This is a genomic window from Pseudoflavonifractor phocaeensis (assembly GCF_016901735.1).
Lineage (GTDB): Bacteria > Bacillota > Clostridia > Oscillospirales > Oscillospiraceae > Pseudoflavonifractor_A.
Genome location: NZ_JACLZC010000001.1, coordinates 29,858 through 56,143, shown reverse-complemented (window position 1 = coordinate 56,143; position 26,286 = coordinate 29,858). Strand labels below are relative to the sequence as shown.

26 protein-coding genes, 2 tRNA genes and 1 other RNA gene are annotated in these 26,286 nt (G+C 63.8%); 8 read left to right on the top strand and 21 right to left on the bottom strand.

Annotated elements, in window-relative coordinates; all coding sequences use genetic code 11:
• Positions 1–37: 37 nt before the first annotated feature.
• Positions 38–652, top strand: coding sequence for a Crp/Fnr family transcriptional regulator (locus H7U37_RS00315; protein WP_204872680.1), 615 nt, complete (start codon positions 38–40; stop codon positions 650–652).
• Here H7U37_RS00315 and H7U37_RS00310 read toward each other — a convergent pair.
• Positions 646–1,812, bottom strand: a complete 1,167-nt coding sequence (locus H7U37_RS00310; RefSeq protein WP_204872678.1) for an alanyl-tRNA editing protein — start codon at positions 1,810–1,812, stop codon at positions 646–648. The two genes, H7U37_RS00315 and H7U37_RS00310, sit on opposite strands and share 7 nt — an antisense overlap.
• Positions 1,813–1,946: 134 nt before the next feature.
• On the opposite strand from H7U37_RS00310, the gene H7U37_RS00305 reads away from it, so the two are divergent.
• Positions 1,947–3,503, top strand: a complete 1,557-nt coding sequence (locus H7U37_RS00305; protein WP_204872676.1) for a nitrite/sulfite reductase — start codon at positions 1,947–1,949, stop codon at positions 3,501–3,503.
• Between the two features lie 137 nt (positions 3,504–3,640).
• Here H7U37_RS00305 and ligA read toward each other — a convergent pair whose 3' ends face one another.
• From ligA to murD, 8 genes are all read right to left on the bottom strand, one after another.
• Complete coding sequence (gene ligA, locus H7U37_RS00300) at positions 3,641–5,620, bottom strand: NAD-dependent DNA ligase LigA (protein ID WP_204872673.1); 1,980 nt, start codon at positions 5,618–5,620, stop codon at positions 3,641–3,643.
• Positions 5,583–6,212, bottom strand: coding sequence for a VanZ family protein (locus tag H7U37_RS00295; protein WP_204872671.1), 630 nt, complete (start codon positions 6,210–6,212; stop codon positions 5,583–5,585). The genes ligA and H7U37_RS00295 overlap by 38 nt, the downstream gene beginning before the upstream one ends.
• Before the next feature lie 32 nt (positions 6,213–6,244).
• Entirely contained in the window at positions 6,245–6,916 is a 672-nt protein-coding gene (locus tag H7U37_RS00290) for a sporulation protein YunB (protein ID WP_204872669.1), read from the bottom strand.
• A 71-nt stretch (positions 6,917–6,987) separates the two neighbouring features.
• Positions 6,988–8,238, bottom strand: coding sequence for a methionine gamma-lyase family protein (locus H7U37_RS00285; protein WP_204872667.1), 1,251 nt, complete (start codon positions 8,236–8,238; stop codon positions 6,988–6,990).
• Positions 8,239–8,318: 80 nt separating this feature from the next.
• The gene (locus tag H7U37_RS00280) at positions 8,319–9,314 is read right to left on the bottom strand and encodes a M42 family metallopeptidase (protein ID WP_204872666.1); all 996 of its coding nucleotides are present in this window, start codon (positions 9,312–9,314) and stop codon (positions 8,319–8,321) included.
• 13 nt (positions 9,315–9,327) lie between these two features.
• Positions 9,328–10,353: a M42 family metallopeptidase gene (locus H7U37_RS00275; RefSeq protein WP_204872665.1), complete on the bottom strand. Its 1,026-nt coding sequence runs from the start codon at positions 10,351–10,353 to the stop codon at positions 9,328–9,330.
• Positions 10,347–11,381 (bottom strand): zinc-binding metallopeptidase family protein, encoded by a 1,035-nt coding sequence (locus H7U37_RS00270; protein WP_204872664.1) that lies wholly within the window; start codon positions 11,379–11,381, stop codon positions 10,347–10,349. Before H7U37_RS00270 ends, H7U37_RS00275 begins: the two co-directional genes overlap by 7 nt.
• A 12-nt stretch (positions 11,382–11,393) precedes the next feature.
• Positions 11,394–12,794, bottom strand: coding sequence for a UDP-N-acetylmuramoyl-L-alanine--D-glutamate ligase (gene murD / locus H7U37_RS00265; protein WP_204872663.1), 1,401 nt, complete (start codon positions 12,792–12,794; stop codon positions 11,394–11,396).
• Between the two features lie 133 nt (positions 12,795–12,927).
• Here murD and rnpB point away from each other — a divergent pair.
• Positions 12,928–13,282, top strand: an RNA gene (rnpB, locus tag H7U37_RS00260) — RNase P RNA component class A.
• 56 nt (positions 13,283–13,338) lie between these two features.
• Here rnpB and H7U37_RS00255 read toward each other — a convergent pair.
• From H7U37_RS00255 to ruvC, 11 genes are all read right to left on the bottom strand, one after another.
• Positions 13,339–13,713: a DUF6291 domain-containing protein gene (locus H7U37_RS00255; RefSeq protein WP_204872662.1), complete on the bottom strand. Its 375-nt coding sequence runs from the start codon at positions 13,711–13,713 to the stop codon at positions 13,339–13,341.
• 257 nt (positions 13,714–13,970) lie between these two features.
• On the bottom strand, positions 13,971–14,699 hold the full coding sequence (locus H7U37_RS00250; RefSeq protein WP_204872661.1) for a YebC/PmpR family DNA-binding transcriptional regulator: 729 nt from the start codon (positions 14,697–14,699) through the stop codon (positions 13,971–13,973).
• 252 nt (positions 14,700–14,951) lie between these two features.
• The gene (locus H7U37_RS00245; RefSeq protein ID WP_204872660.1) at positions 14,952–15,749 is read right to left on the bottom strand and encodes a Nif3-like dinuclear metal center hexameric protein; all 798 of its coding nucleotides are present in this window, start codon (positions 15,747–15,749) and stop codon (positions 14,952–14,954) included.
• Complete coding sequence (locus tag H7U37_RS00240; RefSeq protein ID WP_204872658.1) at positions 15,746–16,450, bottom strand: tRNA (adenine(22)-N(1))-methyltransferase; 705 nt, start codon at positions 16,448–16,450, stop codon at positions 15,746–15,748. The genes H7U37_RS00245 and H7U37_RS00240 overlap by 4 nt, the downstream gene beginning before the upstream one ends.
• Positions 16,451–16,516: 66 nt before the next feature.
• Positions 16,517–16,720: a DUF1858 domain-containing protein gene (locus H7U37_RS00235; RefSeq protein WP_204872656.1), complete on the bottom strand. Its 204-nt coding sequence runs from the start codon at positions 16,718–16,720 to the stop codon at positions 16,517–16,519.
• Between the two features lie 159 nt (positions 16,721–16,879).
• A complete protein-coding gene (locus H7U37_RS00230; RefSeq protein WP_204872655.1) occupies positions 16,880–17,158 on the bottom strand; it encodes a zinc-ribbon domain containing protein in 279 nt (92 codons plus the stop codon).
• Between the two features lie 79 nt (positions 17,159–17,237).
• A complete protein-coding gene (locus H7U37_RS00225) occupies positions 17,238–17,909 on the bottom strand; it encodes a sigma-70 family RNA polymerase sigma factor (protein ID WP_204872654.1) in 672 nt (223 codons plus the stop codon).
• An 87-nt stretch (positions 17,910–17,996) separates the two neighbouring features.
• Positions 17,997–19,349 (bottom strand): phosphoglucosamine mutase, encoded by a 1,353-nt coding sequence (glmM, locus tag H7U37_RS00220; RefSeq protein ID WP_204872653.1) that lies wholly within the window; start codon positions 19,347–19,349, stop codon positions 17,997–17,999.
• 43 nt (positions 19,350–19,392) lie between these two features.
• Complete coding sequence (gene ruvB / locus H7U37_RS00215; RefSeq protein WP_204872652.1) at positions 19,393–20,451, bottom strand: Holliday junction branch migration DNA helicase RuvB; 1,059 nt, start codon at positions 20,449–20,451, stop codon at positions 19,393–19,395.
• 115 nt (positions 20,452–20,566) lie between these two features.
• The gene (gene ruvA / locus H7U37_RS00210; RefSeq protein WP_204872838.1) at positions 20,567–21,172 is read right to left on the bottom strand and encodes a Holliday junction branch migration protein RuvA; all 606 of its coding nucleotides are present in this window, start codon (positions 21,170–21,172) and stop codon (positions 20,567–20,569) included.
• A 32-nt stretch (positions 21,173–21,204) separates the two neighbouring features.
• Positions 21,205–21,735: a crossover junction endodeoxyribonuclease RuvC gene (ruvC, locus tag H7U37_RS00205; RefSeq protein WP_204872651.1), complete on the bottom strand. Its 531-nt coding sequence runs from the start codon at positions 21,733–21,735 to the stop codon at positions 21,205–21,207.
• A gap of 138 nt (positions 21,736–21,873) precedes the next feature.
• Between ruvC and H7U37_RS00200 the strand changes: the two genes are divergently transcribed.
• Positions 21,874–21,960: transfer RNA gene (locus tag H7U37_RS00200), tRNA-Leu, on the top strand.
• Positions 21,961–22,042: 82 nt separating this feature from the next.
• Here H7U37_RS00200 and H7U37_RS00195 read toward each other — a convergent pair.
• Positions 22,043–22,130: transfer RNA gene (locus H7U37_RS00195), tRNA-Leu, on the bottom strand.
• A gap of 236 nt (positions 22,131–22,366) precedes the next feature.
• Between H7U37_RS00195 and H7U37_RS00190 the strand changes: the two genes are divergently transcribed.
• From H7U37_RS00190 to H7U37_RS16145, 4 genes are read left to right on the top strand one after another with little or no spacing between them, the layout of a single operon-like run.
• Positions 22,367–23,380, top strand: coding sequence for an ABC transporter ATP-binding protein (locus H7U37_RS00190; RefSeq protein WP_204872650.1), 1,014 nt, complete (start codon positions 22,367–22,369; stop codon positions 23,378–23,380).
• On the top strand, positions 23,377–24,081 hold the full coding sequence (locus H7U37_RS00185) for an ABC transporter permease (protein ID WP_204872649.1): 705 nt from the start codon (positions 23,377–23,379) through the stop codon (positions 24,079–24,081). Before H7U37_RS00190 ends, H7U37_RS00185 begins: the two co-directional genes overlap by 4 nt.
• Before the next feature lie 15 nt (positions 24,082–24,096).
• Positions 24,097–25,587 carry a DUF7088 domain-containing protein gene (locus H7U37_RS00180; RefSeq protein ID WP_204872647.1) on the top strand — a complete coding sequence of 497 codons (1,491 nt, stop codon included), beginning with the start codon at positions 24,097–24,099 and terminating at the stop codon, positions 25,585–25,587.
• Positions 25,506–26,102: a DUF4340 domain-containing protein gene (locus H7U37_RS16145; RefSeq protein ID WP_204872645.1), complete on the top strand. Its 597-nt coding sequence runs from the start codon at positions 25,506–25,508 to the stop codon at positions 26,100–26,102. The genes H7U37_RS00180 and H7U37_RS16145 overlap by 82 nt, the downstream gene beginning before the upstream one ends.
• Positions 26,103–26,286: the final 184 nt, after the last annotated feature.

Below are 26,286 nucleotides of genomic sequence, written 5' to 3'. Positions count from 1 at the left end.
CTCTCCACTCTAAACTCTAACAAGGCGGTTGTTTACTATGAAGAGCTCTGCAAATATCTGGTCCCCGCTGGCGGAGGGACAGTCGCCGCTCCCCTACGCCCCCGGCCAGCTCATCTATTTGCAGGACACCGAAGCCGAGGCGTTTTATTACATTGTCTCGGGCACGGTCCGCTGCTTTCTCAGCGCGCCCACCGGCGAGGAGCGGACCCTCACCCTCCACCACGCCGGCGACCTCATCGGCGAGGCGTCCTTTTTCGATAAGCAGCCCCGGGTATCGTCGGCGGTGGCGGTAACGTCGTGTATGCTGGTGCGCATTGACCGGCCCCGGCTGGAGGATGTCTTTGCCCGCCATCCGGACCTGGCCGTATCCATGCTGGAGTATCTGGCCCAGACGGTGCGCCTCCTCTCCGCCCATGTGGACAGCGCCTTTTTGCAGGCCGACCACCGGCTGGCCCGCTATCTGCTCACCCTGTCCCCCGATGAAACCGGCGTCCTCTCCTGTACCCACGAGGAGCTGGGCGCGGCGGTGGGGCTGAGCCGGGTCACCGTGAGCCGTACCCTATCCCGGTTCGTCAAGGCGGGGCTGATCCGTACCGGCTACCGCTCGCTGGTCATTCTGGACCGGGACGGGCTGGAGGCCCTGTCTCAGTAGCCCAGTGATTTCCACCAGCGGGTGATGTCCGCCTGGTCGGCGGCCACGCTGCCCTGGACCATTTCGGCCTGACCGCCGCCCCGGCCGTGGAGGGCCCGGTTGAGCTCCTTGACCCAGGGGCGCAGGTCGGTTTGGCTGCTGCCCACGATGTAGGAATACCGGTCGCCGTTGGGGGCAAAGGCGGCGCACAGCGGCACTCCCCGCTCCACGGCGGCGTTGACCAGCGCCCGGAGGGCGTCGGTGTCCAGTTCCTCGATGACCAGGGCGTGCTTTTCCGCCGGCAGGGTCTGGGCGATGGCCTGGGCCAGACGCTTGCCCAGGCAGGCGCTCTCATAGCGGGCCTGGACCAGAGCCTCCGACAGCCGCTCCACCGCCCGGGCGGTATCCGGCTGCCGGACCGACAGCTGCGCGCCGATCCTGGTGAGGAGCACCTGCTTTTCCAGCAGATCCTCCACCGCCCGGCTGCCGCACAGCACCCGCAGCCGGACGCCCTTTTTCCAGTTCTGGCTGGACAAGATATGGATGAGGCCGATTTCGCCGGTACGCTTCACATGGGGGGCGCAGCAGGCGCACACGTCATAGCCGGGGATGGTCACAATGCGCACATGGTTCGTAAGGTCCAGCTTGCTGCGGTAGTCCAGCCGGGCCAGGGTCTCCCCGTCCGGGTACTCCGCCGTAATGGGTACATCCTCCCCCACCGCCCGGTTGGCCAGCCGCTCGATCTCCTGTATCTCCTCCCAGGTCACCGGTCCGGACAGGTCAAGGGTCATCTCCTCGTCCCCCAGATGAAAGCCCACATTGTCCAGACCATGGATACGGTGAAAAAGTCCGGACAAAATATGCTCGCCGGAATGACACTGCATCCGGGCAAAGCGCAATTTCCAGTCCAGCAGAGCGGTCACCTCGGTCCCCACCGCCAGCGGCCGTGGAATGGCGTGCCACACCTGGCCCGCCTTCTCCTGGGTGTCGGTCACCGGGTATTCCGCGCCGCCGTCGGTGCGCAGCGTTCCCCGGTCGCCGTACTGTCCGCCGCCCTCGGGGAAAAAACAGGTCCGGTCCAGCGCCGCCCAAAAGCCGTCCCCTTCGGCCCGACAGGCCGTCACCCGGGCGGCGCATTGGGCGGCGTGACTGTCCAGATCGTAGATACGTTCCGTTTCCATGGGTCTCCTCCTTTGTACTGTCATACAAAGACATTATAAGGGCCATAAAAAGGGATGACAAGTCCCTTCAGACGTGATACAATACCCGTCGGTTCAATTGACTTCAAAATTTTTTATGTTAGGACTTATCAACTATGACACAACAAGATTTCCGCATCGACCCCCAGAGCTGGAAAGCCGACCTGCCTGTCTTTCAGGAGGCCACCCGCCGCTTTTACGCCGGGGACGCCTCCGTCAAGGAGTATAAGGGCATCTCCGGCGGCTTCGGCAGCTACGCCCAGAAGGGCGGCAAGGCCAGTATGCTCCGCCTGCGCACCCCCGGCGGACGGCTGAATCGGGAAAAGCTGGCCTTTGTGGCCCGCTGCGTCCGGCAGTATGGGGTGGACAAGCTCCACTTTACCACCTGCCAGACCATCCAGCTCCACGACCTCCAGCCCGACGTCCTCTTTGCCATCATGGAGGAGGCGCTGGACGTGGGCATCGTCACCCGTGGGGGCGGCGGCGACTTCCCCCGCAACGCCATGGTCTCTCCCCTCTCCGGCGTGGAGCCCGGCGAGTATTTCGACGTCATGCCCTGGGCCGAGGCGGCCAGCGAATATCTCATGACCTTCATCAAGGCCCAAAAAATGCCCCGCAAGCTGAAGGTGGGCTTCTCCAACGGCCCGGCCAACCTGCCCCACGCCACCTTCCGGGACCTGGGCTTTGCTGCCCGGCCGGACGGTACCTTTGACGTGTACAGCGCCGGCGGCCTGGGCATCAACCCCAAGCTGGGCCTGAAGGTAGCCGAAGCCGTGCCGCCCTGTGAGATTCTCTTCCACATCCGGGCCATGTGGGAGCTCTTCCTAGCCCATGGCAACTACGAAAACCGGGCCAAGGCCCGCACCCGCTATATGCAGGACACGCTGGGCGCGGAGGGCTACATCGCGGCTTACCGGGAGACCCTGGCCAAGGTCAAGGCGGAGCACCCCGAGCTGGTGCTGGAGGTCTCCCCCGCTCCCATCCCCAAAACGGGCGACGGCTCCTCTGCCGCCGGACGGCGGATTCTGGCCCAGAAGCAGGAGGGCCTGTACGCCGTCCACTACCACCCCCTGGGCGGCTGTCCCGCGCCGGAGCAGATGGCGGCCCTGAGCGACCTGCTCTCCGGTATGCCCGGCGCGGAGCTGCGCCTCGCCCCCGACGAGTCGGCCTATATCGTCAACCTCACCGGTCAGGAGGCCATGGCCGTGGCGGAGCTAACCGCCGACAGCGCCCGGGATCTCTTTGAAACCTCGGTGGCCTGCATCGGCGCTTCCATCTGCCAGCAGGGCGTGGGCGACTCCCAAAAGCTGCTCCGCGACTGTGTGGAGGCGGTCCGCGCCGCTCACCTGAAGGACGGCGCTCTGCCCCAGATCCACATCTCCGGCTGTCCCTCCTCCTGCGGCACCCATCAGATCGGCGTCATCGGCTTCCACGGCGGCGTCAAGGTCATCGACAAGGCGCCCACCCCCGCCTTTACCCTCCACCTCTACGGCAGCGACAGGCAGGGACAGGAGCGCTTCGGCAAGCAGGTGGGTATGCTGCTGGCCAGGGACATCCCTTCCTTCCTGGTCAGGCTGGGCCGGACCGTGGAGGCCTCCGGCCTGGACTTCGACGCCTGGTGCGCCGCCAACCCCGGCGCGATGGAGACCATCGCCGCCGACTTCCTGGTATAAGCAATCCAAGCAGTCAGACACAAAGAGCGAGATCGGAACCTGACAAAAGGTCCTGATCTCGCTCTTTTTATGATAATGCGGGCGGCCACAAGGGTCGCCCCTACGGCCAACTTCCCCTATCTCTTATCTTTTCTCTCTTATCTTCCCAGCATGGTGAGCAGGTCGCTCTCGCTGAGCACCGGGATACCCAGCTCCTGGGCCTTGCGCAGCTTGGAGCCGGCGGCCTCTCCCGCAACCACATAGGCGGTCTTTTTGGAGACAGACCCGGACACCTTGCCCCCCTGGGCCTCGATCATGGCCTTGGCCTCCTCCCGGGTGAACTGCTCCAGCGTGCCGGTGAGGACGAAGGTCTTGCCCGCCAAGGCGTCCCCCACCGGCTGGGCGTGGCTCTCGAAATTCACCCCCGCCGCCCGCAGGGTCTCGATGAGGTGGCGGCTCTGCTCGCTCTGGAACCAGTCCACGATGCTCCGGGCGGTGATGCCGCCGATATCGGGCACCGCCGTCAGGGCCTCCGCGTCGGCCGCCATCAGGGCGTCCAGGCTGCCGAACTGCCGGGCCAGCACCTGCCCCGCCTTCTGTCCCACCTGCCGGATGCCGAAAGCAAAGAGCAGCCGGGACAAATCGTTTTCCTTGGAGCGGGCAATGGCGGCCATCAGATTGTCCGCGCTCTTTTTGCCCATCCGCTCCAAGTTGGCCACGTCCTCGGCCTTCAGGGCGTAGAGGTCGCCGGGGCCCTTCACCAGTCCCGCGTTCACCAGGCTCTCCACCACCGCCGGGCCCAGGCCCTCGATGTCCATGGCGTCCCGGCTGGCAAAGTGGGTCAGATGGCGCAGCAGCTGGGCGGGACACTCGGCGCCGGTGCAGCGGATGTGGGCCCCGTCCTCGTCCCGGGCCACTGGCGCGCCGCACACCGGGCAGGTCTCGGGAAAGCGGTAGGGCTCCGTCCCCTGGGGGCGCTGCTCCTTCAAAACCGCCACGATCTCGGGAATGATCTCCCCCGCCTTCTGGACCAGCACCGTATCGCCGATGCGGATGTCCTTTTCCGCGATAAAATCCTGGTTGTGGAGGGTGGCGTTGGTGACGGTGGTGCCCGCCAGACGGACCGGCTCCACCACCGCCTTGGGGGTGAGCACGCCGGTGCGTCCCACCTGGATGACGATGTCCACCACCTTGGAGGGCTTTTGCTCCGGCGGATACTTGTAGGCCGCCGCCCAGCGGGGAAATTTGGCGGTGGAGCCCAGAACGGACCGCTGGGAGAGGTCGTTGACCTTCACCACCGCGCCGTCGATATCAAAGGGATACTGTTCCCGGCCGTCGCCGATGGCGGCGATGCGCTCCCCCACCTGGGCGATGGTGGCGCAGAGCGTGTGAGGGATGACCTTGAAGCGCTGGCTTTTCAGGTAGTCCAGGGTCTCGGTGTGGGTTTGGAAGGTCCTCCCCTCCGCCAGCTGGATATTAAAGACCTGGATGTCCAGCCTGCGGGAGGCGGCGATTTTGGGGTCGTGCTGCCGGAGAGACCCGGCGGCGGCGTTGCGGGGGTTGGCAAAGGGCTGCTTGCCCTGCACTTCCAGGTCCGCGTTCAGCGCCTCAAAGACCTGCTTGGGCATATAGACCTCCCCCCGGACGATGAGCCGGGGCAGCGCCTCGGGAAGGCGCAGGGGGATGGCGCGGACGGTGCGCAGATTTTCCGTCACGTCCTCTCCCACCCGGCCGTCGCCCCGGGTGGCGCCCCGGACAAAGACGCCGTTTTCATACTCCAGCGCCACCGAGAGGCCGTCCACCTTGGGCTCCACGTCATAGGCCACGCCGTCGGGCAGCGCCTCCTCCACCCGCTGGCCGAACTCCTCCAGCTCCTCCAGGGAGAACACGTCCTGCAAGCTCTCCAAGGGCACCGGATGGGTCACCTCGTCGAAGCCGTCGGCCACCGCGCCGCCCACCCGTTGGGTGGGAGAATCGGGCGAGGCCAGTTCGGGGTGCTTTGCCTCCAGCTCCTCCAGGCGGCGGAGCTTGTGGTCAAAGTCGTAGTCGCTCATCTCGGGGGCGTCCAGTACATAATATTGATAGTTGGCCTCCTCCAGCTCACGCCGCAGGGCCAGAATTTCCTGTTTCTCGTCCATGTTGCTCCTCCACTTGGAACCTTCCGATCCGGTCGGGCAGCAGCCGGGCCAGCAGCCAATAGAGCCAGAAGCCCAGCAGTCCGCCCAGGGTATTGAGGATCAGATCGTTGATGTCGCTGCTCCGGTCGATGAACAGCTGCCAAAGCTCTATCAAAAGGGACGCGCCCCCCGCCGCCAGGGCCGACTTCCACCACCGTCCCCGCCGCCACAAAAGGGCCGGGAAAAAACCGATGGGCACAAACATCAAAGCGTTGCCCAGCAGCAGAAACCGCGTCCACGCGCCTCCCTGGGCCGCGTCCTCCAGCAGGGTGAGGCGGAGCTCCATCCCGCCGCCCCGCCAGGCAAACCAGCCCCGCTCCGGCAGACGGCCGTCCAGCAGCGTTCCCCAAAAGCCGGCGGGGAACAAAGTCAGGGCCATGAGGCCCCCGCAGAAAAGGACGAAGAGGAAGAGCGCCCCTTCCCGCCGCCGCCGGCTCAACAGTCCCAGCCGGGCCAGGCGCTTTTTCCGGACAGGCAGCAGGGCGAAAAAGCCCGCCGCCGCCAGCAGGGCGCAAGGGAGCATCTCCCTCAAATAGTCCAAGGTCCAATCCATATAGTAATAGATCAAAGGATTCTCTCTTTCTCTCAGGGCCCGGGGGTGAGTCCCGTCACCAGGCCGGGCACCTGCCCCACCACCACCGTCTCGGCCAGGGGCGCGGAGACGGTGAAGGAAACCGCCCGCTGTCCGCCGGGCAGCAGCAGCGTGGCCTCGACGCTCACCTCCAGCGCCAGCCGGTGGAGGGTCTGGTTGATGCCCGCCCCGCTGAACTGGCTTACCGCCTGGGCGGAAACTCCGCAGCCCCCCACCACCCGCACCGGGATGGAGGGACCGCGGCCCATCAGCACCGTCAGGCCGGTCAGATCCCCCAGGGGAATCCCCAGCTCTGTACTGTCAAGCGCTTCAACTTTACGGAGTATTTCCTCCAGTACCGCGCTCCGGACGGCGTTGATCCGCAGGGTGTCGGCGTGGAGGGCGGTTACCGTGTTTTGCCCGTCCCGTTCCAGTGAGACCAGCGCGCCGCCGTCCAGACCGTCCAGCGCCTGGCTGACTGCCTGCTCCACGATGCCCTGCACCGTATTGGTGAACCGGTAGACCGCCAGACCCTCCACCGGCTCCCGCAGCGCGCTGTCCAGACACAGGAACAGCCCCAGCGCCAGCAGGACCCCCGCCAGCGCCGGCAGCCAGCCGGGCAGAGGCACCGGTCTTTGCCGTCCGGCAGGCCGCAGCCAGACCCGCCCAAAGGGCTTCTTCCGCATGGGCGCCCACCTCCCCGCCCACCCTATGCGGCGGCGGGGGCTGGTATGCCCTTTTTATCTGTAAAGTGTTTTTACTTTTCGGCCAAAAGTTCCTCCACCGCCAGCATCACGCCGGCCTTGCCGCTCTCGTAGGTGAGGCCGCCCTGAAAATAGGCGGTGTACGGCTCCCGCATGGGGGCGTCGCAGGAAAGCTCGATGGATGCGCCCTGGATGAACGCGCCCGCCGCCATGATGACCTGGCAGTCATAGCCCGGCATGTCCCAGGGCTCTGGGGTGACGAAGGAGTCCACCGGCGCACCGAACTGGATGCCCTTGCAGAACTTCTTCAGAGGCTCGGGCGCGCCAAAGTGGATCATCTGGATGATGTCATGGCGCTCCATCTGGGCGGTGGGCTCGGTCCGGTAGCCCAAAAGCTCCATGATACGGGCGGCAAAGACGGCGGTCTTGACCGCCTGGGCGGTGGTGTGGGGGGCGAGGAACAGCCCCTGATAGAGACTCCGGTTGGCCCCGAAGGTGGAGCCGCACTCCTTGCCGATGCCGGGGGTGGTGAGGCGCATGGCGGCCCCCTCCACCAGGTCCCGCCGGCCGGCGATGTAGCCGCCGGTGGGAGCCAGTCCGCCGCCGGGATTCTTGATGAGGGAGCCCACCACCAGATCGGCTCCCACCTGGGTGGGCTCCAGGGTCTCCACAAACTCGCCGTAGCAGTTGTCTACCAAAATGGCAGCGTTGGGGTTGTGCTCCTTCACCACCCGGCAAAGGGCCCCGATCTCCGTCACCGAGAGGGAGGCGCGGGTGGAGTAGCCCTTGGAGCGCTGGATGAGCACCGCCTTGACGGCGGGGTCCTTCACGGCCTCCGCCAGGCCCGCCGGGTCTGGCGCATTGTCAAGGAGTTCCACTTGCCTATAATTGACGCCGTAGCTTTTGAGGGAACCGGGTCCCTTGTCCACCACGCCGATGACCCCCAGCATGGTGTCGTAGGGGGCCCCCACGGCGGACACCAGGGTGTCCCCCGGCTTCAGGGCCCCGAAGAGGGCGCAGGAGATGGCGTGGGTGCCGTTGACGAACTGCACCCGCACCAGGGCGTCCTCGGTGTGGAAGATGTCGGCAAAGATCTCGTCCAGCTTGTCCCGGCCCAGGTCGTCATAGCCGTAGCCGGTGGTGCCGGCAAAATAGGCCTCCGCCACCCGGTGCTTCTGAAAGGCGGAGAGCACCTTTTGGGTGTTCTCCTCGGCAATGGCGTCAATCCGGTCAAACTGCTCTTTCAAATCGGCCTGGGCCTGGGCGGCCAGGGCTTTTACTCGCTCGCTTATCTGTAAAGGCATTTTGCTTTATCCATTCCAATCTTCTGTATAATCTGTAAAGTATATTGGCTTTTCACCAATTGGGGCACTAATTTTTGGGCTTAGTCCAGCTTGCTCTGCACGAAGGCGGTCAGCAGGGCGGCACAGGCCTCCACGTCGCCGGCGTCCACCATCTCCTGGGGGGAGTGGATATAGCGGCAGGGCGCCGAGATGCCGCCGGTGATCACGCCGCCCCGGCTCTGGTGAATGGCCCCGGCGTCGGTGCCGCCGGAGCGGATGATGTCGGTCTGGGCCGCGATGCCCTTCTCTTTGGCCAGGGTGCGGAGCTTGGCCACCATGGACGGGTGGCACAAAACCGAGCCGTCCATCACCTTGATGGCGGCTCCCTTGCCCAGGACGGCGGTGCCGTCGTGCTGGGAGCCGGGGGTGTCGTCCGAGTCGGTCACATCCACGGCGATGGCGTAGTCCGGCTCGATGGCGTAGGCCGCGGGCCGGGCCCCCCGGAGGCCCAGCTCCTCCTGGACGGTAAAGACAAAGTAGAGGTCGTTGGACCGGTCCCGCAGCTCCTCCAGCACCATGAGGAGGATCACGCAGGCGATGCGGTTATCCAGATAGGGCGAGAGGAGCCGGCGGCCCACCCCCTGGACGGGGGTGTCAAAGACGGCGGTGTCGCCGGGCAGCACCTGGGCTCTGGCCTCGGCCTCATCCTCGGCGCCGATGTCGATGAAGAGCTTGTCCAGCTTCAGGTCCTTGGGGTCGGTATGCTCCTCGGCCCGGATGACGCCGTGGACCCCGTTTTTGAAGCGCACCGGGGTGGACAGCAGCTCGGGCACGTCCAGGCCGCCCAGACGGCCGAAGCGAATAAAGCCCTTCTCGTCCACGAAGGTGGCGATGCAGCCGATGGAGTCCATGTGGGCGGCGATCATGACCTTGGGGCCGATGCCCTTTTTGTGGACGATCAGGTTGCCCATGGCGTCGGTGGTGATGTTGTCGGCATAAGGCGCCGCCAGCGTGCGGATGACCTGGGCCACGCCGCTCTCGTCGCCGGCGGGACCGTGGCAGGCGTTGAGGGCCTGGAGGGTGGTCAAAATATCCATGTTCGTCTCTCCTTTATACGCGATCCGCCACGGCCTTGAGGAAGTGCCGGGTCAGCTTCAAAATCTGCTCCATATCCTGGATGCTGGCCACGCTGGCGGGGGCGTGGAGGTAGCGCACCGCCGCCGAGAGGGTGACGGTACGGACGCCGGCCTTGCTGCGCTGCACCGCCGAGGCGTCGTTGCCGCCGGCGATATAGTGCTTGGTCTGCCAGGGGATGCCGTTTTCCTCGGCGGTGTCCCGCAGAAGCTCGAACAGACCCCGGTCAGCCACCGAGCCGTTGTCCATAAAGGGGATCACCGGACCCTTGCCGGGAGAGCACACCTTCTGGTGGCCCTCCACGCCGGGCAGGTCGGCGGCGGTGGTGGTCTCCAGGATGAGGGCCAGCTCCGGCGTCACCGAGAAGGCCGCGCCGAAGGCGCCCCGGGTGCCCACCTCCTCCTGCACCGTAAAGACAAAGGTGCAGTCCATGGGCAGCTCCTCCTCCAGCAGCTTGAGCATCACCGCGCAGCCGATGCGGTCGTCCAGGGCTTTGGCCTTGAGCATCCCCGCGCCGAACTCCACGCAGTCGCTGACAAAGACGCCGCAGTCCCCCACCGACACCAGCTTTTCGGCCTTGGCCTTGTTTTTCGCGCCGATGTCGATATAAAAGGTCTCCAGCTTGGGGACGGTCTTTTCCTCCTCCCGGCTGACCAGGTGGTAGGCCTTGAGACCGATGACGCCCTTGACCTTGTTGGGGCCGATCTCCACCGCCTTGCCCAGCAGGACCCGGCGGTTGATGCCCCCGATGGCGTCGAATTTCAGATAGCCCTCTTCGGTGATGGAGCGGATGATAAGCCCCACCTCGTCCATATGGGCGGCCAGCATGAGTTTGTTCCCCGTGGGCTTTTTGCCTCTCTTGAACACGATCAGGCTGCCCATGGCGTCCACCCGCATCTCGTCGGCAAAGGGCGCCGCCCGCTCCATCAGGAAGGCGCGGACCGCGTCCTCAGAGCTGGACACGCCGGGCAGGGCGCAAAGTTCTTTCACCAGCTTCAGCACAGGCTCCCCGCCTCCTTTCCCAGATGCTCCGCAAAGGCGGCCAGCAGCTGGGCCACCCGCTCCATATCCTTCACCCGCAGCACCTCAATGGGGCTGTGCATATACTTGAGGGGCAGACTCACCACCGAGGTGGCGATGCCCTCCCGGCAGATCTGCATATGCCAGCCGTTGGTGCCGGTGTGTCCCGCCATGACCTCCAGCTGATAGGGAATGCCGTTTTCCTTGGCCTTCTCGATCATCCGCCGGGTCATCCAGCGGGTCATATTGGGCCCCACGCCGATGGCGGGGCCGCCGCCCAGCGTGCAGCTCCGGTCGGCCGGCCCGTCGGGCGTACGGCCGTGGGTCACGTCCACCGCCACGCAGTAGTCGGGGGCGATGGCAAAGGTGGCGCACTGGGCCCCGGTGCCCGAGATCTCCTCCCGGGTGGAGCCCATGATATAGAGGTCCACATCCAGTTTCTTCTCCTTCAGCAGCTCCGCGCAGCGCAGGAGGGTGACAAAGCAGGACCGGTCGTCCATGGACTTGCCGCACATATCCCGCTTCCCCAGGGGGAAGCAGCTCCCCCGGAACACCATGGGGGTGCCGATGGGAATTTGTTTTTCCGCCTCCTCCTGAGAGAGGCCCACGTCCACATAGAGCTCCCGGATGGGCAGCGCCTTGTCGGCGTCCTCCGGCTTGAGCACGTGGGGGGGCAGGCAGGCCACCACCCCCAGCATGGGGGGCTCAGTGAGAACGGTCAGCTCCCGGTCGGGGAGCATCCGGGGGTCCACTCCGCCGATGGTGCGGAAGCGGAGGAAGCCCTCCTCGATGCCGGTGACCATCAGGCCGATCTCGTCCAGATGGGCGTCCAGCAGCAGCTTTTTGGCGTTGGGCTTGCCGCAGCGGCGCAGGCCGATGACGTTGCCCATCCGGTCCACGGTGACCTCGTCCACCAGGGGGGAGAGCAGCTGGGCCGCCACGGCGGCGGCGGGGCCCTCAAAGCCGGAGGGGGCGTTCTGACCGCACAGCCGCTCCAGCGCGTTTCTCATATCCAAACTCATTCACTTCCCTGTCGATTCCAATTCATACACGATCTTCTTAAAGGCGGCCCCCCGCTCGGCAAAGTTCTTGAACTTGTCGAAGGAGGCGCAGGCCGGCGAGAGGATCACCACGTCCCCCGGCTTGGCGGCCCGGCTGGCGGCCAGGACGGCGGCGGTAAAGTCGCTGTATTCCAGTATCTCCGGATGGCCCGGGGTATAGTCGGGGGTCCGCTCCACGGCGGCCCGGATCTTGGCGGCGGTGGCGCCGGTGAGGAAGAGCTTCTTCACATGGGCGGTGATCTCAGGACCCAGGGGGTCAAAGGGGATGTGCTTATCGTAGCCGCCGGCGATGAGGATGACCTTTTCGGCAAAGCACCGCAGGCCCGCCGCCGTCCGGGAGGGGCTGGAGGCGATGGAGTCGTTATAGTACCGCACCCCGTCCAGGGTGCGCACCAGCTCGATGCGGTGCTCCACCCCCTGGAATTTGGCGGCGAATGTCCGGATGACTTCGTCGGGCACGATGCCGTTGAGGGCGCCGATGGCCGCCATATAATTCTCCACGTTGTGGACGCCGGGGAGCAGAATCCCGTCCAGGGCCAGCACCGGCCGTCTCCCCTTCTCGTCGGCCACCCAGATGGTCCCATTCCGCACAAAAACGCCCTTCTCCAGCTCCTGCCGGCGGCTGAACAGGGTGACCTGCCCCTTGGCCTTGGGGGCAAAGGAGCGGGTGATCTCGTTGTCGGCGTTGAGGACCACCAGGCCCTCCTCGCTCTGATGGAGGTAGATATTTTCCTTGGCGGCCACGTACTCCGCCATGTCCCGGTGTACGTCCAGATGGTTGGGGGCCAGGTTGGTGACCACTGCGATGTCGGGGCTCTGGTCCATGGTCATGAGCTGGAAGGAGGAGAGCTCCAACACGGCGATGTCGTCCCCCTCCATGCCCTCCACGTCGGAGAGGAGGGGCCGGCCGATGTTGCCCCCCACATAGGTGGTGTAGCCCGCCGCCTTGAGGAGTTCGGCGATGATGGTGGTGGTGGTGGTCTTGCCGTCGCTGCCGGTGACGGCGATGGTCCGGCAAGGACAGACCTGGAAGAAAACCTCCATCTCGGAGGTGATGACCGCGCCCCGGTCACGGGCCGCCAGCAGCTGTGGCACGTCGGGCCGCATCCCGGGGGTGCGGAAGATGACGTCCTGATCCAGCCCGTCCAGGTAGTCCTCCCCCAGGCGGAGGGTGACGCCCAGGCTCTCCAGGGCCTCGGTCTGGCCGCCGAAGGCCTCCCGGGGCCGTTTATCACAGGCGGTGACGTCGATCCCCGCCCGGACCAGCAGCTGGATGAGGGGCGTATTGGAGACGCCGATGCCGATGACGGCCACACGCTTGCCGTGGAGGTCATCCAAATATTGTTGTATCATGGAGTCCATAACATCTGCTCCTTCCCGTCTTTTCAGACTGAGATAGTCATACAGGATTTATTATACCGCGCCCCAGGGGAGATTTCAATCATTCCCACGCGCCATTTGACACAAGCGCAAAAATCAGGTATAATACCCTCTGCAAGTAGGCTGGACAGCCGCGCCCACTGGCCCAACGGCCTTTGGGTGAGGAAAGTCCGGGCTCCGCAGGGCAAGGATAACGGGTAACACCCGCCGGGGGCGACCCTAGGAAAAGTGCAACAGAAATAGACTACCGGCCTGGTTTCCGGGCCGGAAAAGGTGGAAAGGTGAGGTAAGAGCTCACCCGACGGCGTGGAAGCGTCCGTCGCTGTAAACTCTATCCGGAGCAACGCCGTGGAGGGACAGATGGTCGGCCCGACCGTCCCGGGGAGGCGGCTGGAGCGTACCGGCAACGGTGCGTCGAGATAGATGGCTGTCTTAAAGGACAGAACCCGGCTTACAGGCCTGCTTGTACCAGAAGAACAGACAACATCCCTTTTTCGGGGGGTTGTCTGTTTTTTTCATCCATCGGTCATTCCACCACCCGCCATTTGGCCATGTCGCGGCGCATCCGCTCCACTTCCTCCACCTGTCGGTGTTTGCCTTCAGACGACAGCGCGCCGCTTCCCTGTTCTTCCTTTTTGCGGGCGCAGCCCTGCTGGCGGCTCAGCCAACGCTGTGTATCCCGTTCGATATTGGCGCACATGAAGCGGCACGCCATTTTTGTCTCATCACTCATGGCGGGAAAAGTTTCTATTACTTGTTCGATCGTCTTTCCAACCGGCTGTATGGCGGCAATGGCGTAGTGGAAGAGCGCTGTCAGCAGCAGCCCGCGCTGCTCATTGGACAAGCCCTGTATGATGGGATAGTTATCAAAATACAGCAAAAAACTTCTTTTTTGTGCCATGGTATCACCTCCTGATACCATACGCCGTCCACCCCCGTTTTTTGCACGTTTGCGTACACAATGGGCCGCCATATAGTTATAGTAATAGATATAGATATGGTTATAGTTATCGTCATAGCGCCCCGGCGCGGGGCGGCTGAGAAGAGAAATTTTTTTGAATGAAAAAGAGGCCAGGCCCTGCCCATACAGCAGTCCTGACCTCTTCTTTTCGGTTGCGTACTATACGGCGGGCGACCACAAGGGTCGCCCCTACGGCCTCAGTCCTGGTCCCAGTTGTGCCAGACGTTCTGGACGTCGTCGTTTTCCTCCAGGAGGTCGATGAGCTTTTCCATGTTCTTGATGTCCTCGGGGTCCTCCAGCTTGACGTAGGTCTGGGGGACCATCTCCACCGCGGCCTGGAGGAAGGTATAGCCCTTCTCTTCCAGCTTGGCCAGCACGTCGCCGAAGGCGTCGGGGTCGGTGTAGATCTCAAAGGTCTCCTCCTCGGCCTGCATATCGTCGGCGCCGGCCTCCAGGGCGTCCATCATGACGGTGTCCTCGTCCAGGTCCTCCCGCTCCATGACGATGACGCCCTTGCGGTCAAAGGACCAGGACACGCAGCCGGTGGCGCCCAGGCCCTTGCCGTACTTGTCCAGCAGGTGACGGACCTCGGGGGCGGTGCGCTGGCGGTTGTCGGTGAGGGCGTCCACGATGACGGCCACGCCGGAGGGACCGTAGCCCTCGTAGACCACGGTCTCATAGCTGTCGGTGCTGCCCGAGCCCAGGGCCTTTTCGATGGTGCGCTTGATGTTGTCGTTGGGCATGTTGGCCGCCTTGGCCTTGGCCACCACGGTGGCCAGACGGGAGTTATTGGCCGGGTCGCCGCTGCCGCCCTGCTTGACGGCCACGATCATCTCGCGGGCAATCTTGGTGAAGAGCTGGGAGCGCTTGGCATCCGCCGCGCCCTTGGTCTTTTGAATATTATGCCACTTGGAATGTCCAGACATACTATCGTTCCCTTCTGAAAATCCTATGTATCTGCCTTGATAAAAAGACGATCTGCAAAAACAGCGCAACTAGTTTATCACTTTTTCCCGCTCTTGACAAGACCATACTTGATTTTAGAGTGAAGATTGGAGAGTGGAGAGGGAAGATACGGCGTCCGGCTCCGCCGGACAGATTTGAAATCATTCGCCGCAGGCGAATTCCATCTCTCAACTCTTCACTCTCAACTCTTCACTCTCAACTCTTCACTCTTCTCAGAGGTATTGAAATACCTCTGAGTGCTTGGCGGTATGAACAATCTCCACGCCAGGGAAGCCGGCCCGGAGCCACTTCTCCAGCACCGGGCAGACCACGTTTTCGGTGGGATAGTGGCCCGCGTCGATGAGGTTGATCCCCCAGTCCCGGGCGTCCAGGAAGCCGTTGTACTTCACGTCGGAGGTGACGAAGGTGTCGCAGCCCAGCTTGAGGGCGTCGGTGAGCATATCGGCACAGGCGCCGCCCCCCACCGCCACCCGGCGCACCGGACGGCCGGCGTCCACATAGCGCACTCCGTTGGCCCCCAGCAGCTCCTTGACCTTGGCGGCAAAGGCGGGGGCGTAGAGCGGCACCCCTTCGGTAAGCCCCACCCGGCCGATGCCGTAGGGCCGGCCCGAAGCGTCCACCCCGTCGGGATGGAGCTGCTCAATCTTCACCAGGCCCAGCTGCCGGGCCAAGGCGTCGTTGACGCCGCCTGCCACCGCGTCCAGGTTGGTATGGGCGCAGATGGCCGCCACATGGCCCTCCGCCAGCGTCAGCAGGGTCCGTCCCACCGGGTCGGCGTCGGTCACCGAACGGGCCGGATGGAAGATCACCGGATGATGGGAGACGATCAGCTCCGCGCCTGTCTCCACCGCCTCCCTGGCCACCTCCTCGGTGATGTCCAGCGAGATGAGGACCTTCTTCACCGGCGCGTTCCGGTGGCCCACCAGAAAGCCCGCGTTGTCAAAGCTCATCTGAAGAGAAAACGGGGCCTGTTCATCCAGATACACAAAAATATCATTGACTGTGGTCATACTTCCAACTCCTTTTCCATGGCTTCCAGTCCGGTCAGCACCGCTTGCAGCTCGGCCCGCCAGGGGATATCCTCCGGACGGGTGGAGTGGGCGATGCCCTCCAGGGCGCGGGTCACCCGGCGCCGCTGCCGCTCCAGCAGCGCGGGCCGCAGCGGGTCTCCCCTGCCGGTCTCCTGCCGTCCCACCCAGCGCTCGGCGGGGGTGAGGGGCGGCATGGTCCCCGGCTCCGCCAGCAGCACCGTATAGAGGTTCTTCCCCTCCTGGCACAAAACCTCCCGCACGATGGCGTAGCCGGCCCCCTCCAGCCAGCCCCGCAGATCGGGCAGGGCGCTCATGGGCTGGAGGATGAGCCGCCGCTTGCCCAGCTTGGTCCAGGGCGCGGCGTTGAGAATGGCCGCGATGGTCTCCCCGCCCATGCCGGCGATGGCGATGGTCTCCCCCTCCTCCGGCGCCACCCGGGCCAAGCCGTCGCACAGCCGGAAGGAGAGCCGCTCGGTCAGCCCGTAATGGGCCGCCGTCTGCCGGGCCCGGTCCAGGGGACCGCTCCGCAGGTCGGACACCACCGCCCGGTCCAACACCCCCTGCTGGATGAGATAGACGGGCAGATAGGCGTGGTCGGTCCCCACGTCCACAAATTTTGTGCCCGCCGGGACCAGATCTGCCACCGCCCGCAGGCGGGGCGAGAGCTCAATGGGTCTCATAAACACACCTCCCCCAGACCCAAAAGGGAGCGGCCGCAGCCGCTCCCCTTCTTTTTTATCCTGCAATCAGTGCGCGGCGATGGACTTGTTCAGCTCCTCCAGCAGCGCGTCCACGTTCACGCCATGGACCATGCAGGCCTGCTCCACCGTCTCCCCGCGGGAAGAGGGGCAGCCCAGGCAGTGCATGCCGATGGACAGGAAGATGGGCGCGGTCTCGGGGGCAATGTCCAGGATATCGCCGATGATGGTATCTTTCGTAATCTGAGCCATGTTGTCGGACCTCCAAATCATAGTATGTCGGTAGTATACCCTATTTCTGCTTTTTTTTCAACCGTCTTTTTCACCGCGCCGGCGGCACGGCCCTCTGGCGTACATAAAAAAATGGCCGCCGGTACGGGACCGGCGGCCATGGAAAGGTAATCGGATCGATTACCGCTCGCCGCGCATACGGGCGAAGCAGTCGCTGCAGTACACAGGACGATCGGACTTGGGCTCGAAGGGCACCCGGGCCTCGCCGCCGCAGGAAGCGCAGGTGGCGGTGAAGTACTCGCGGGGACCGCGGGAAGCGGCCTTGCGGGCGTCACGGCAGGCCTTGCAGCGCTGGGGCTCGTTCTGGAAGCCGCGCTCGGCGTAGAACTCCTGCTCACCGGCGGTGAACACGAACTCCTGGCCACATTCCTTGCATACAAGTGTCTTGTCTTCGTACATGATAATACCCTCTCTTTGACTCGTTTGCCCAGGTCCGGATTTTGATACCGAGATTTGCTGGGACAGTGTTATATTGCGCTCAGCTTTCGCTGACTTCGCCGGGAAAATAGTGCTGTGCCACTTTGCGCCGGATGCGCTGGACAGCGTTGTCCACCGACTTGGGGGACCGTTTGACCTGAGCGGCGATCTCGGCATAGGAAAGACCGCCAAGATAACAGGCCAGGACTTTGGCTTCGAAACCAGACAGCTGTCCCTTCAGCACACGCATGCGTTCCTGATGCTCCTCCCGGCAGATGAAAGCATCCTCCGGGTTCTCCAGGCGACGGTAGTCGGTACCGCAGGCATTATGGATGGTAGATCCGTCAAAAAGTGGGGTTTCGAAAGAAATCGCATCATTGAGCGGCGTATGTTTATCTCGTGCCGCTGCCTTGATGGCGGAGATGAGGCGGCTGCGGATGCAGCGCTCGGCATAGGTGCGGAAGGCGGCCGACCGGTTGGGGTCGTACTCCCGGATGGCGTGGATCAAACCCAGCATACCCTCCTGGATCAGATCCTCGCTGTCCCCTCCCGCCAGGAAATACGGCCGTGCGCAGATACGCACCATCCGGTTATACCGGAGAACCAGAGTCTCTTCGGCGTCCCGGTCGCCCGAGACTGCCAAGGCACACAGGGCCTCGTCGGACCCGTCCCGCCGGACGGCGGCATCCTGCCGCTGGACCCTATCCTGCTGTGGGGGGTGGATTGCATCCATGCCAAATCTCCTTGACCAGTATTATATCCAGGAAACGGTGGGTTTGTCAAGTGTTTATGCAAATTATTTATAAGACTCCCCGTTGGCTCACAGATTTTTTATGAGTTCTGCCAGTTCCTCGGCGCAGTTCTGGGCCGCTTCGGAGGTCTGGGCCTCCACCATGACCCGCAGCAGGGCCTCGGTGCCGGAGGGTCGGACCAGGATGCGGCCGGTGCCGTTGAGCGCGGCCTCCTTGGCGGCCACGGCGTCCTTCAGGGACTGGGCGGCCATGATCTCCTCCTTCTTCTCCTTGCTGGCCACGGGGATGTTGATGAGCACCTGGGGATAGCGCTTGCAGTCGGCCACCAGCTCCGACGCCTTCAGGCCGGAGCGGTGGAATACCTGCAAAAATTGCAGGGCGGTCAGCTGGCCGTCGCCGGTGGTGGCGTAGGCCCGGAAGATGGTGTGGCCCGACTGCTCGCCGCCGATGACGTAGTCCCCGTCCAGCATCTTCTCCAGCACGTTGCGGTCGCCCACCGGCGTGCAGTAGAGATTCATGCCGTGCTCCTTTGCAAAAATATGCAGGCCCATATTGCTCATGACGGTGCCCACCATGGTGTTGCCGTTGAGCTTCCCTTCCGCCTGGAGCACCCGGGCGCAGGCCGCCATGATCTGGTCGCCGTCGATCTCCTCGCCCCTCTCGTCCACCGCCAGGAAGCGGTCGGCGTCACCGTCGAAGGCCAGGCCCAGATCATAACCGCCGGCCACCACCTTCTCCTTGAGCTGGCCCAGGTGGGTGGAGCCGCAGCCGTTGTTGATGTTCACCCCGTCGGGGTCGGCGTAGATGATGTCGGCCTTCAGCTTGGGGAAGGAGGCAAACAGAGCGGGGGCGGTGGCGGAGGAGGCGCCGTTGGCGCAGTCCACCAGGATGCGCAGGCCGTCGAAGTCGTCGTCCACGGTGGAGGCCAGGTGCTTGACATAGGCGGCCTTCTCCTCCTGGTCGGCGTGGATGATGCGGCCCAGGTCCCCGTGGGTCTTGAGGGGCACCTCCTTGTGGTTGAGGATGATGTCCTCGATGCGCTCCTCCAGGGCGTCGGGCAGCTTGTAGCCCTGGCTGTTGAAGATTTTGATGCCGTTATGCTCGAAGGGGTTGTGGGAGGCGGAGATGACGATGCCCGCGTCTGCGCCGGTCTCCACGGTGATCCAGGCCACGCCGGGGGTGGGCATGACGCCCAGATGGAGCACGTCGGCCCCGGCGGAGCAGAGACCCGCCACCAGGGCGTTTTCCAGCAGGTCGGAGGAGATGCGGGTGTCCTTGCCGATGGCCACCCGGGGACGGTCCTTCCCTGTCTCCTCCCGCATGACCTGCGCCGTGGCCAGACCCACCTGGAAGGCCAGCATGGCGTCCAAACCGGCGTTGACCACACCGCGAATACCGTCGGTCCCAAACAATTTACCCATATTGATTACCTCTTTCTGATTTAAGAATATAGAGAAATGTAAGTCAAAAGCGCAGCTGGTCCAGCCCCGTCCCGCCGGGCACGGAAAGGCCCAGATGCTGATAGGCCCTTTGGGTCACGCAGCGCCCCCGGGGAGTGCGGGTCAAAAAACCCATCTGCATGAGATAGGGCTCGTACACGTCCTCCAGGGTCACCGCTTCCTCGTTGATGGTGGCGGCCAGGGTCTCCAGGCCCACCGGCCCGCCGCCGTAGTGCTCGATGATGCTCAAAAGCATCCGCCGGTCCACGCTGTCCAGCCCCAGATGGTCCACCTCCAGGGCCGTCAGAGCCGCGTCGGCCACCGTCCGGGTGATGACCCCTCCCGCCTTGACCTGGGCGAAGTCCCGCACCCGGCGGAGCATCCGGTTGGCGATGCGGGGGGTGCCCCGGCTCCGCCTGGCGATCTCCATGGCCCCCTCGTCCTCAATGGGCACCTCCAGGATGCCCGCCGAGCGCTTGACGATGAGGGCCAGCTCCTCGGGGGTGTAGAGCTCCAGCCGCAGGGTCACACCGAACCGGTCCCGCAAAGGCGCGGAAAGCTGCCCCGCCCGGGTGGTGGCCCCGATGAGGGTGAATTTCGGCAGATCCAGCCGGATGGAGTTGGCCGACGGACCCTTGCCGATGATGATGTCAATGGCGTAGTCCTCCATGGCCGGGTAGAGGATCTCCTCCACCGAGCGGTTGAGCCGGTGGATCTCGTCCACAAAGAGGATGTCGTTTTCCGAAAGGTTGGTGAGCAGGGCCGCCAGATCGCCGGGCTTTTCAATGGCCGGGCCGGAGGTGATGCGAATATTGACCCCCATCTCGTTGGCGATGATGTTGCTTAAGGTGGTCTTGCCCAGTCCGGGCGGGCCGTGGAGGAGCACATGGTCCAGCGGCTCGCCCCGCATTTTGGCCGCCTGGATGAACACCTCCAGGTTGCCCTTGGCCTTCTTCTGGCCGATGTATTCCTTTAGCGTCTTGGGACGCAGGGAACCCTCGTTCTCGTCGTCCCGGGTGAGGGACGTGGTCACCAGCGGTTCTTCGGTCTCGAAGCCGCCGGTGTCCGAAAAATCGATGCTCATGGAAGTTTCCCTCCTTTATATTCCGTATGCAAGCCAAAGGGCAGCGGACAGCGGACGCGAACCGTGGGTCCCTCCCCCGCTTTCCCGCTCTCTTATCTTTTATCTCTTATCTCTCTCAGGGTTGGGCCATTTTCTTCAGCGCCGCCTTGATGAGGGCCTCCAGCGTCATGCCCTCCACGTCCAGGCCCTTGAGGGCCGCGGCGATCTCCCCCTGGGAGTAGCCCAGCACCGCCAGCGCCGCCGCCGCCTCGCTGCTCTTGTTCTCCGGAATCACCGTTACGCCGGTGCCGCCGTAGGTCTCGCCGCCCGGGCTGAGCTGCCCCTTGGCCAGCTTGTCCTTCAGCTCCAGGATGATGCGCTGGGCAATTTTTTTGCCGATGCCCGGGGCCACGGTGAGGGCCTTTTCGTCGCCGGTGATGATGCTCATGGCCAGTCCCTCCGGCGTGGTGGAGGACAGGATGGAAATGGCGGCCTTGGGCCCCACGCCAGACACCCCGATGAGCATTTCAAAGCAGCTGCGCTCGTTTTCGGTATAAAAGCCATAGAGCTCCATGGCGTCCTCCCGGACGTTCAGGTAGGTATAAAGCTTGGCCCGCTCCCCTTTCTGGAGCTGGGCCAGGGTCTGATGGGTGGTGCGGCAGGCGTAGCCCACCCCGTTGCAGTCGATGACGGCCAGATAGGGGGCCACATGGGCCACCGTGCCGTTGAGGTAGTAAAACATGGCTTCTCCCACTCCGATGTGTTTGGTGTTTCTCACCGCCGGACCGCATAGCGGCCGCTGCCCGGCCGGGCGGAGTCCAGCAGGGACAGGCGGGAGGTAAAGGACCGGGCGTGGCACAGGGCGATGGCCACCGCGTCGGCGGCGTCGTCCGGCTTGGGGACGGCGTTTAAGCCCAGCAGCCGCTTGACCATGGCCATGACCTGCCGCTTTTCCGCCTTGCCGTAGCCCGCCACCGCCTGCTTGACCTGGGAGGGGGAGTACTCAAAGATGGGCACCCCCGCCCGCTGGGCGCTGAGGAGGATCACCCCTCTGGCCTGGGCCACGCTGATGCCGGTGGTGATGTTGTTGTTGAAAAAGAGCTCCTCCACCGCCATGGCGTCGGGCCGGAACCGCTCCAGGAGGGTATCCATATCGTCGGCGATCTGCGCCAGACGGCTGGGCAGCGGCTCCCCGGCCGGGGTGGTGATGGCTCCGCAGGTGACCAGCCGCTGCACTCCCCCGCCGCTCTCCAGCAGGCCGAAGCCCACAATGGCAAAGCCCGGGTCAATCCCCAGAATCCGCATTCCGCTCCCCCCTCCTTTTTCCCGCATATCAGTTCATTTTATCACGCTTCCCACCTCATGGGAAGTATTTTTTTCTGGGACCGGAATTTTGTACTTGCCAAACCGGTCCAAATCCGCTATAATGAAGAACGCTGATAGGCCGGTATGATGGAATTGGTAGACGTGACGGACTCAAAATCCGTTGGTGGCGACATCGTGTCGGTTCGAGTCCGACTACCGGCACCACGTGGTCGCAAAGTCCGCTTTGCGACCACGTCTTTTTATGCCCATGGCAAAAAAGAAGGACATCCATACGGATGTCCTTCTTTGGTGCGCGAGGCGGGACTTGAACCCGCACGTGCGTAATGCACACTAGAACCTGAATCTAGCGAGTCTGCCAATTCCACCACTCGCGCATTGTTCCGTCGCGTCCGGCCCGCCGTTCGGCTTGCTCTCAGCGACGGGTATTATAATACCACGCCCTCCCTCCCCTGTCAACCCCTTTTTTCTCTTTTTTTCGCGCCCCCCTTCTCCGCTTCCTTCACAGATTGTTTACAGGATTTTCAGGCTTATTTCAACTTGGCGGACTACCATTACGAAAGACGCGCCTCCCGGCGGGAGACGCAGCTGACGCAAAAGGAGGATTTTTGTCTTGATCGAAGTACGCGATCTGGTGAAGCGATACGGCGCGCACCTGGCCGTGGATCACCTGAGCTTCTCTGTGCCGGACGGCCAGATCTTCGGGTTCCTGGGCCCCAACGGCGCCGGCAAATCCACCACCATGAACATCATGACCGGCTACCTGGGCGCCACCGAGGGGGAAGTCCTGGTGGACGGCCACAGCATTACCGACGAACCGGAGCTGGTCAAACGCTCCGTGGGCTATCTGCCCGAGCTGCCCCCTCTCTATATGGACATGACCTGCGAGGAATACCTGCTCTTTGCCGCCGGGCTGAAAAAGGTGTCCCGGAAGGACCGGAACAGCCAGGTGGACCGGGTCATGGAGATGACCGGCACCATGACCGTCCGGGGACGGCTCATCCGCAACCTGTCCAAGGGCTACCGCCAGCGGGTGGGTCTGGCCCAGGCCCTGCTGGGCTTCCCCAAGGTCCTCATCCTGGATGAGCCCACCGTAGGCCTGGATCCCAAGCAGATCCTGGAGATCCGCACCCTCATCCGCTCCCTGTCCAAAAACCATACCATCCTGCTCAGCTCCCACATCCTCTCCGAGGTGCAGGAGGTCTGCGATCACCTGCTCATCATCCACCACGGCCGGAAGGTGGCCTGCGGCGCGCCCGACGAGCTGGAGCGGGAGCTGGCCGACGAGCCCACCCTGGAGCTCACCCTCCGGGGTACCGACAGCCAGGCCCGGGCCATGCTGGCCGGGGTGCCCTCCGTCGCCGCCCTCTCCCCCCTCCCCACCCGGGAGGAAAACGCCGTCTCCTATCGCCTGGAACAGGCCACCGGCGCCGACATCCGGGAGGACCTCTTCCACGCCTGCGCCCAGGCCGGTCTGCCCATTCTGGCCCTCCGCCGGGACGCCCTTACCCTGGAGGATATCTTCCTCCGCCTCACCAGCGACGACCCCGGACAGCAGCCCGGCGTCTCCCGGACGCCGGACACGTCCGCCGCCGCCCCAACGCAGGAAGGAGAGCAAGCCCAATGACCGCCATCTACAAGCGGGAGCTCAGCTCCTATTTCAACTCCATGATCGGCTATATCTTCATCGCCGCCCTGGTCTTTTTCACCGGTATCTATTTCATGGCCTATAACATCTTCAGCGGCTATCCCCACTTCTCCATCTCCCTCATCAGCCTGATGAACATTCTGATGTTCACCATCCCCATCCTGACCATGAAGTCCATGGCCGACGAGCGGCGGGGCAAAACCGATCAGCTCCTCCTCACCGCCCCTGTCTCCCTCACCGGCGTGGTGGTGGGCAAATACCTGGCCATGGTGACGGTGCTGGCCGTGCCGGTGGTCCTGGCCGCCTTCTGCCCCCTTATCATCGCCGCCAACGGCCAGGCCTACCTCCTCTCCGATTACGCCTCCCTCTTCGCCTTCTTCCTCATGGGCTGCGTGTTCATCGCCATCGGCATGTTCATCTCCTCCCTGACCGAAAGTCAGATTATCGCCGCCGTGGGCACCTTCGCCGTGCTCCTCATCCTCTTTCTCTGGGAGGACCTGATGAGCTTCCTGCCCGACGCCCTGTCCAATGTGCTGTCGGTCTTTGCCTTCCGCACCGTCTTTTATAATTTCGCCGATTACAGTGTCTTTGATCTGGGCGGCCTGGTGCTCTATCTCTCCATGGCCTTCCTGTTCCTCTTTCTCACCGTTCAGACCCTGCAAAAGCGGCGTTGGAATTAAGGAGGAGCTGTCATCATGATACTGCATAAACCCAACCAGCCCAGCGCCTATACCCGCCGCGCCTGGAAGCGGGGCGGCTACCTGGCCGGTATGACCGCCCTGGCTGTCGTGCTGGTGATCCTGGTCAACCTCATCGCCGGCCAGCTCCCCTCCAACCTCCGGGAGTTCGACCTGACCGACAACAGCCTCTACGCCGTCTCCGACACCTCCAGGGAATTCCTGGCCGGGCTGGAGGAGGACGTGGAGATCGTGGTCCTGGCCCAGGAAGGCGCCGTGGACCAGCGGATCGAAAAGTTTTTGTACAACTACGCCGCCTGCTCCGACCACATCACCCTCACCGCCCTGGACCCGGTGGCCTACCCCAGCCAGGCCAGCGCCTATGACGCCGACGAGGACTCCCTCGTGGTCACCTGCGCCGCCACCGGCAAGGAGCGGGTCATCTCCTTCTCCGAGCTCATCACCTACACCGTGGACATGAACTCCTTCTCCTATGTGGAGGATACCTTCGACGCCGACGGCCAGCTCACCTCCGCCATCGACTACGTCACCGGCGACACCCAAAAGCTGCTCTACACCCTCACCGGCCACGGCGAGGCCGACCTCCCCTCCGCCATCACCGACGCCATTGAAAAGGCAAACCTCTCCCTCTCCTCGGTGAGCGTCCTCACCAACGGCGGCGTCCCCGAGGACTGCGACCTGCTCATCGTCAACGGCCCCACCAGCGACCTCTCCGCCGACGAGGTGACCATGTTCCAAAATTACCTCTCAAGCGGCGGACAGATGATCCTCCTCCTGGCCCAGAGCGACGCCTCCCTGCCCAACTGGGAGGGCTTCCTCTATGACTGCGGCCTGGAGGTGGCCGAGGGATATATCGCCGACCTGTCCCAGTACTTCCCCCAGTTCGGCTCCCCCTTCTACCTCTACGCCACCCTGAGCACCGCCGCCGACCTGTGCGACGGCTGTGACGCCAACTCCGTCACCTACCTGGCCAACAGCCGGGGCTTTACCCAGACCGCCGAGAGCCAGAGTGAGGACGCCGCCGTCACCGTCACCCCCTTCATGACCACCAGCGATAACGCCTACGCCGTCACCGAGGACGGACAGGTCCAGGGTTCCTACCTGCTGGGCGCGGTGTGTACCTGGACCTCCAATGAAAGCGATGAAACCACCGATGAGACCACCGACGAAACCGCGGCGGGCGGACGGCTCACCGTCTTTGGCAGCACCAGCTTTTTGGACGGCGAGATCCTCGCCTCCAATCCCAGCCTCGCCAACGAGACCATCTTCATGAACGGCGTGACCTGCGGCTTTGACGATCTGTCCAACCTCTCCATCCCCGCCAAGAGCCTGTCGGTGACCTATAATATGAGATCACCCTCTCCGACAGCGCCGGAAACCAGGAGACCGTCCTCATCGGCAACAGCGTGGACAGCGCCTACAACTACGCCCAGGTGGAGGGCAAAACCACCGTCTACACCATCTCCTCCACCCTGGCCGATGATCTGAACGTGGAATTGATGGACCTGGCCCAGGTGGAGACCTTCCCCGATCTGAGCGAGGACAATATGGAGACCATCGCCATCCAGCGGGACGGTCAGACCCTGACCCTCGCCAAGCGCACCTCCACCGAGACCGACGAGGACTCCGGCGAGACCGTCTCGTCCTACACCTGGTCCCTGGACGGGCAGGACATCGACGCGGACAACGACGTCCTGAGCGGGATGCTCTCCAGCCTCTCCTACCTCTATTTCTCCTCCTGCTACGACTATCGGTCCGACGCGGAGGAACAGGCCGCCTGCGGGCTGGACGATCCCGTCACCATTACCGTCACCTGCAGCGACGGCTCGGCCATGAAGCTGGAAATCGGCGGCGCCACCGACGACGGCAGCTACTATTACGCCGTGCTCAACGGCTCCGATGCCATCCACCGCATCAACGAGAGCATTGTGGAGGACCTCCTCTCCGCCACCGCCGACAGCCTGCTGGCCGCCGATACGGAAACCGAGGAGGCCGCGTCCTGACAAAACGAATCTGACCCAGGTCAAAAAGAGGCCGGGACCCAAACGACGTAAGAAGCTACGGAATCCACGCCGGGGTACTGCGATCCTCTCCCGCCCTGTAGGGGCGACCCTTGTGGTCGCTCGCCGGCCTTGCAGAGGGTAATGCGGGCGGCCATAAAGGCCGCCCCTACACAAACACAAAGAT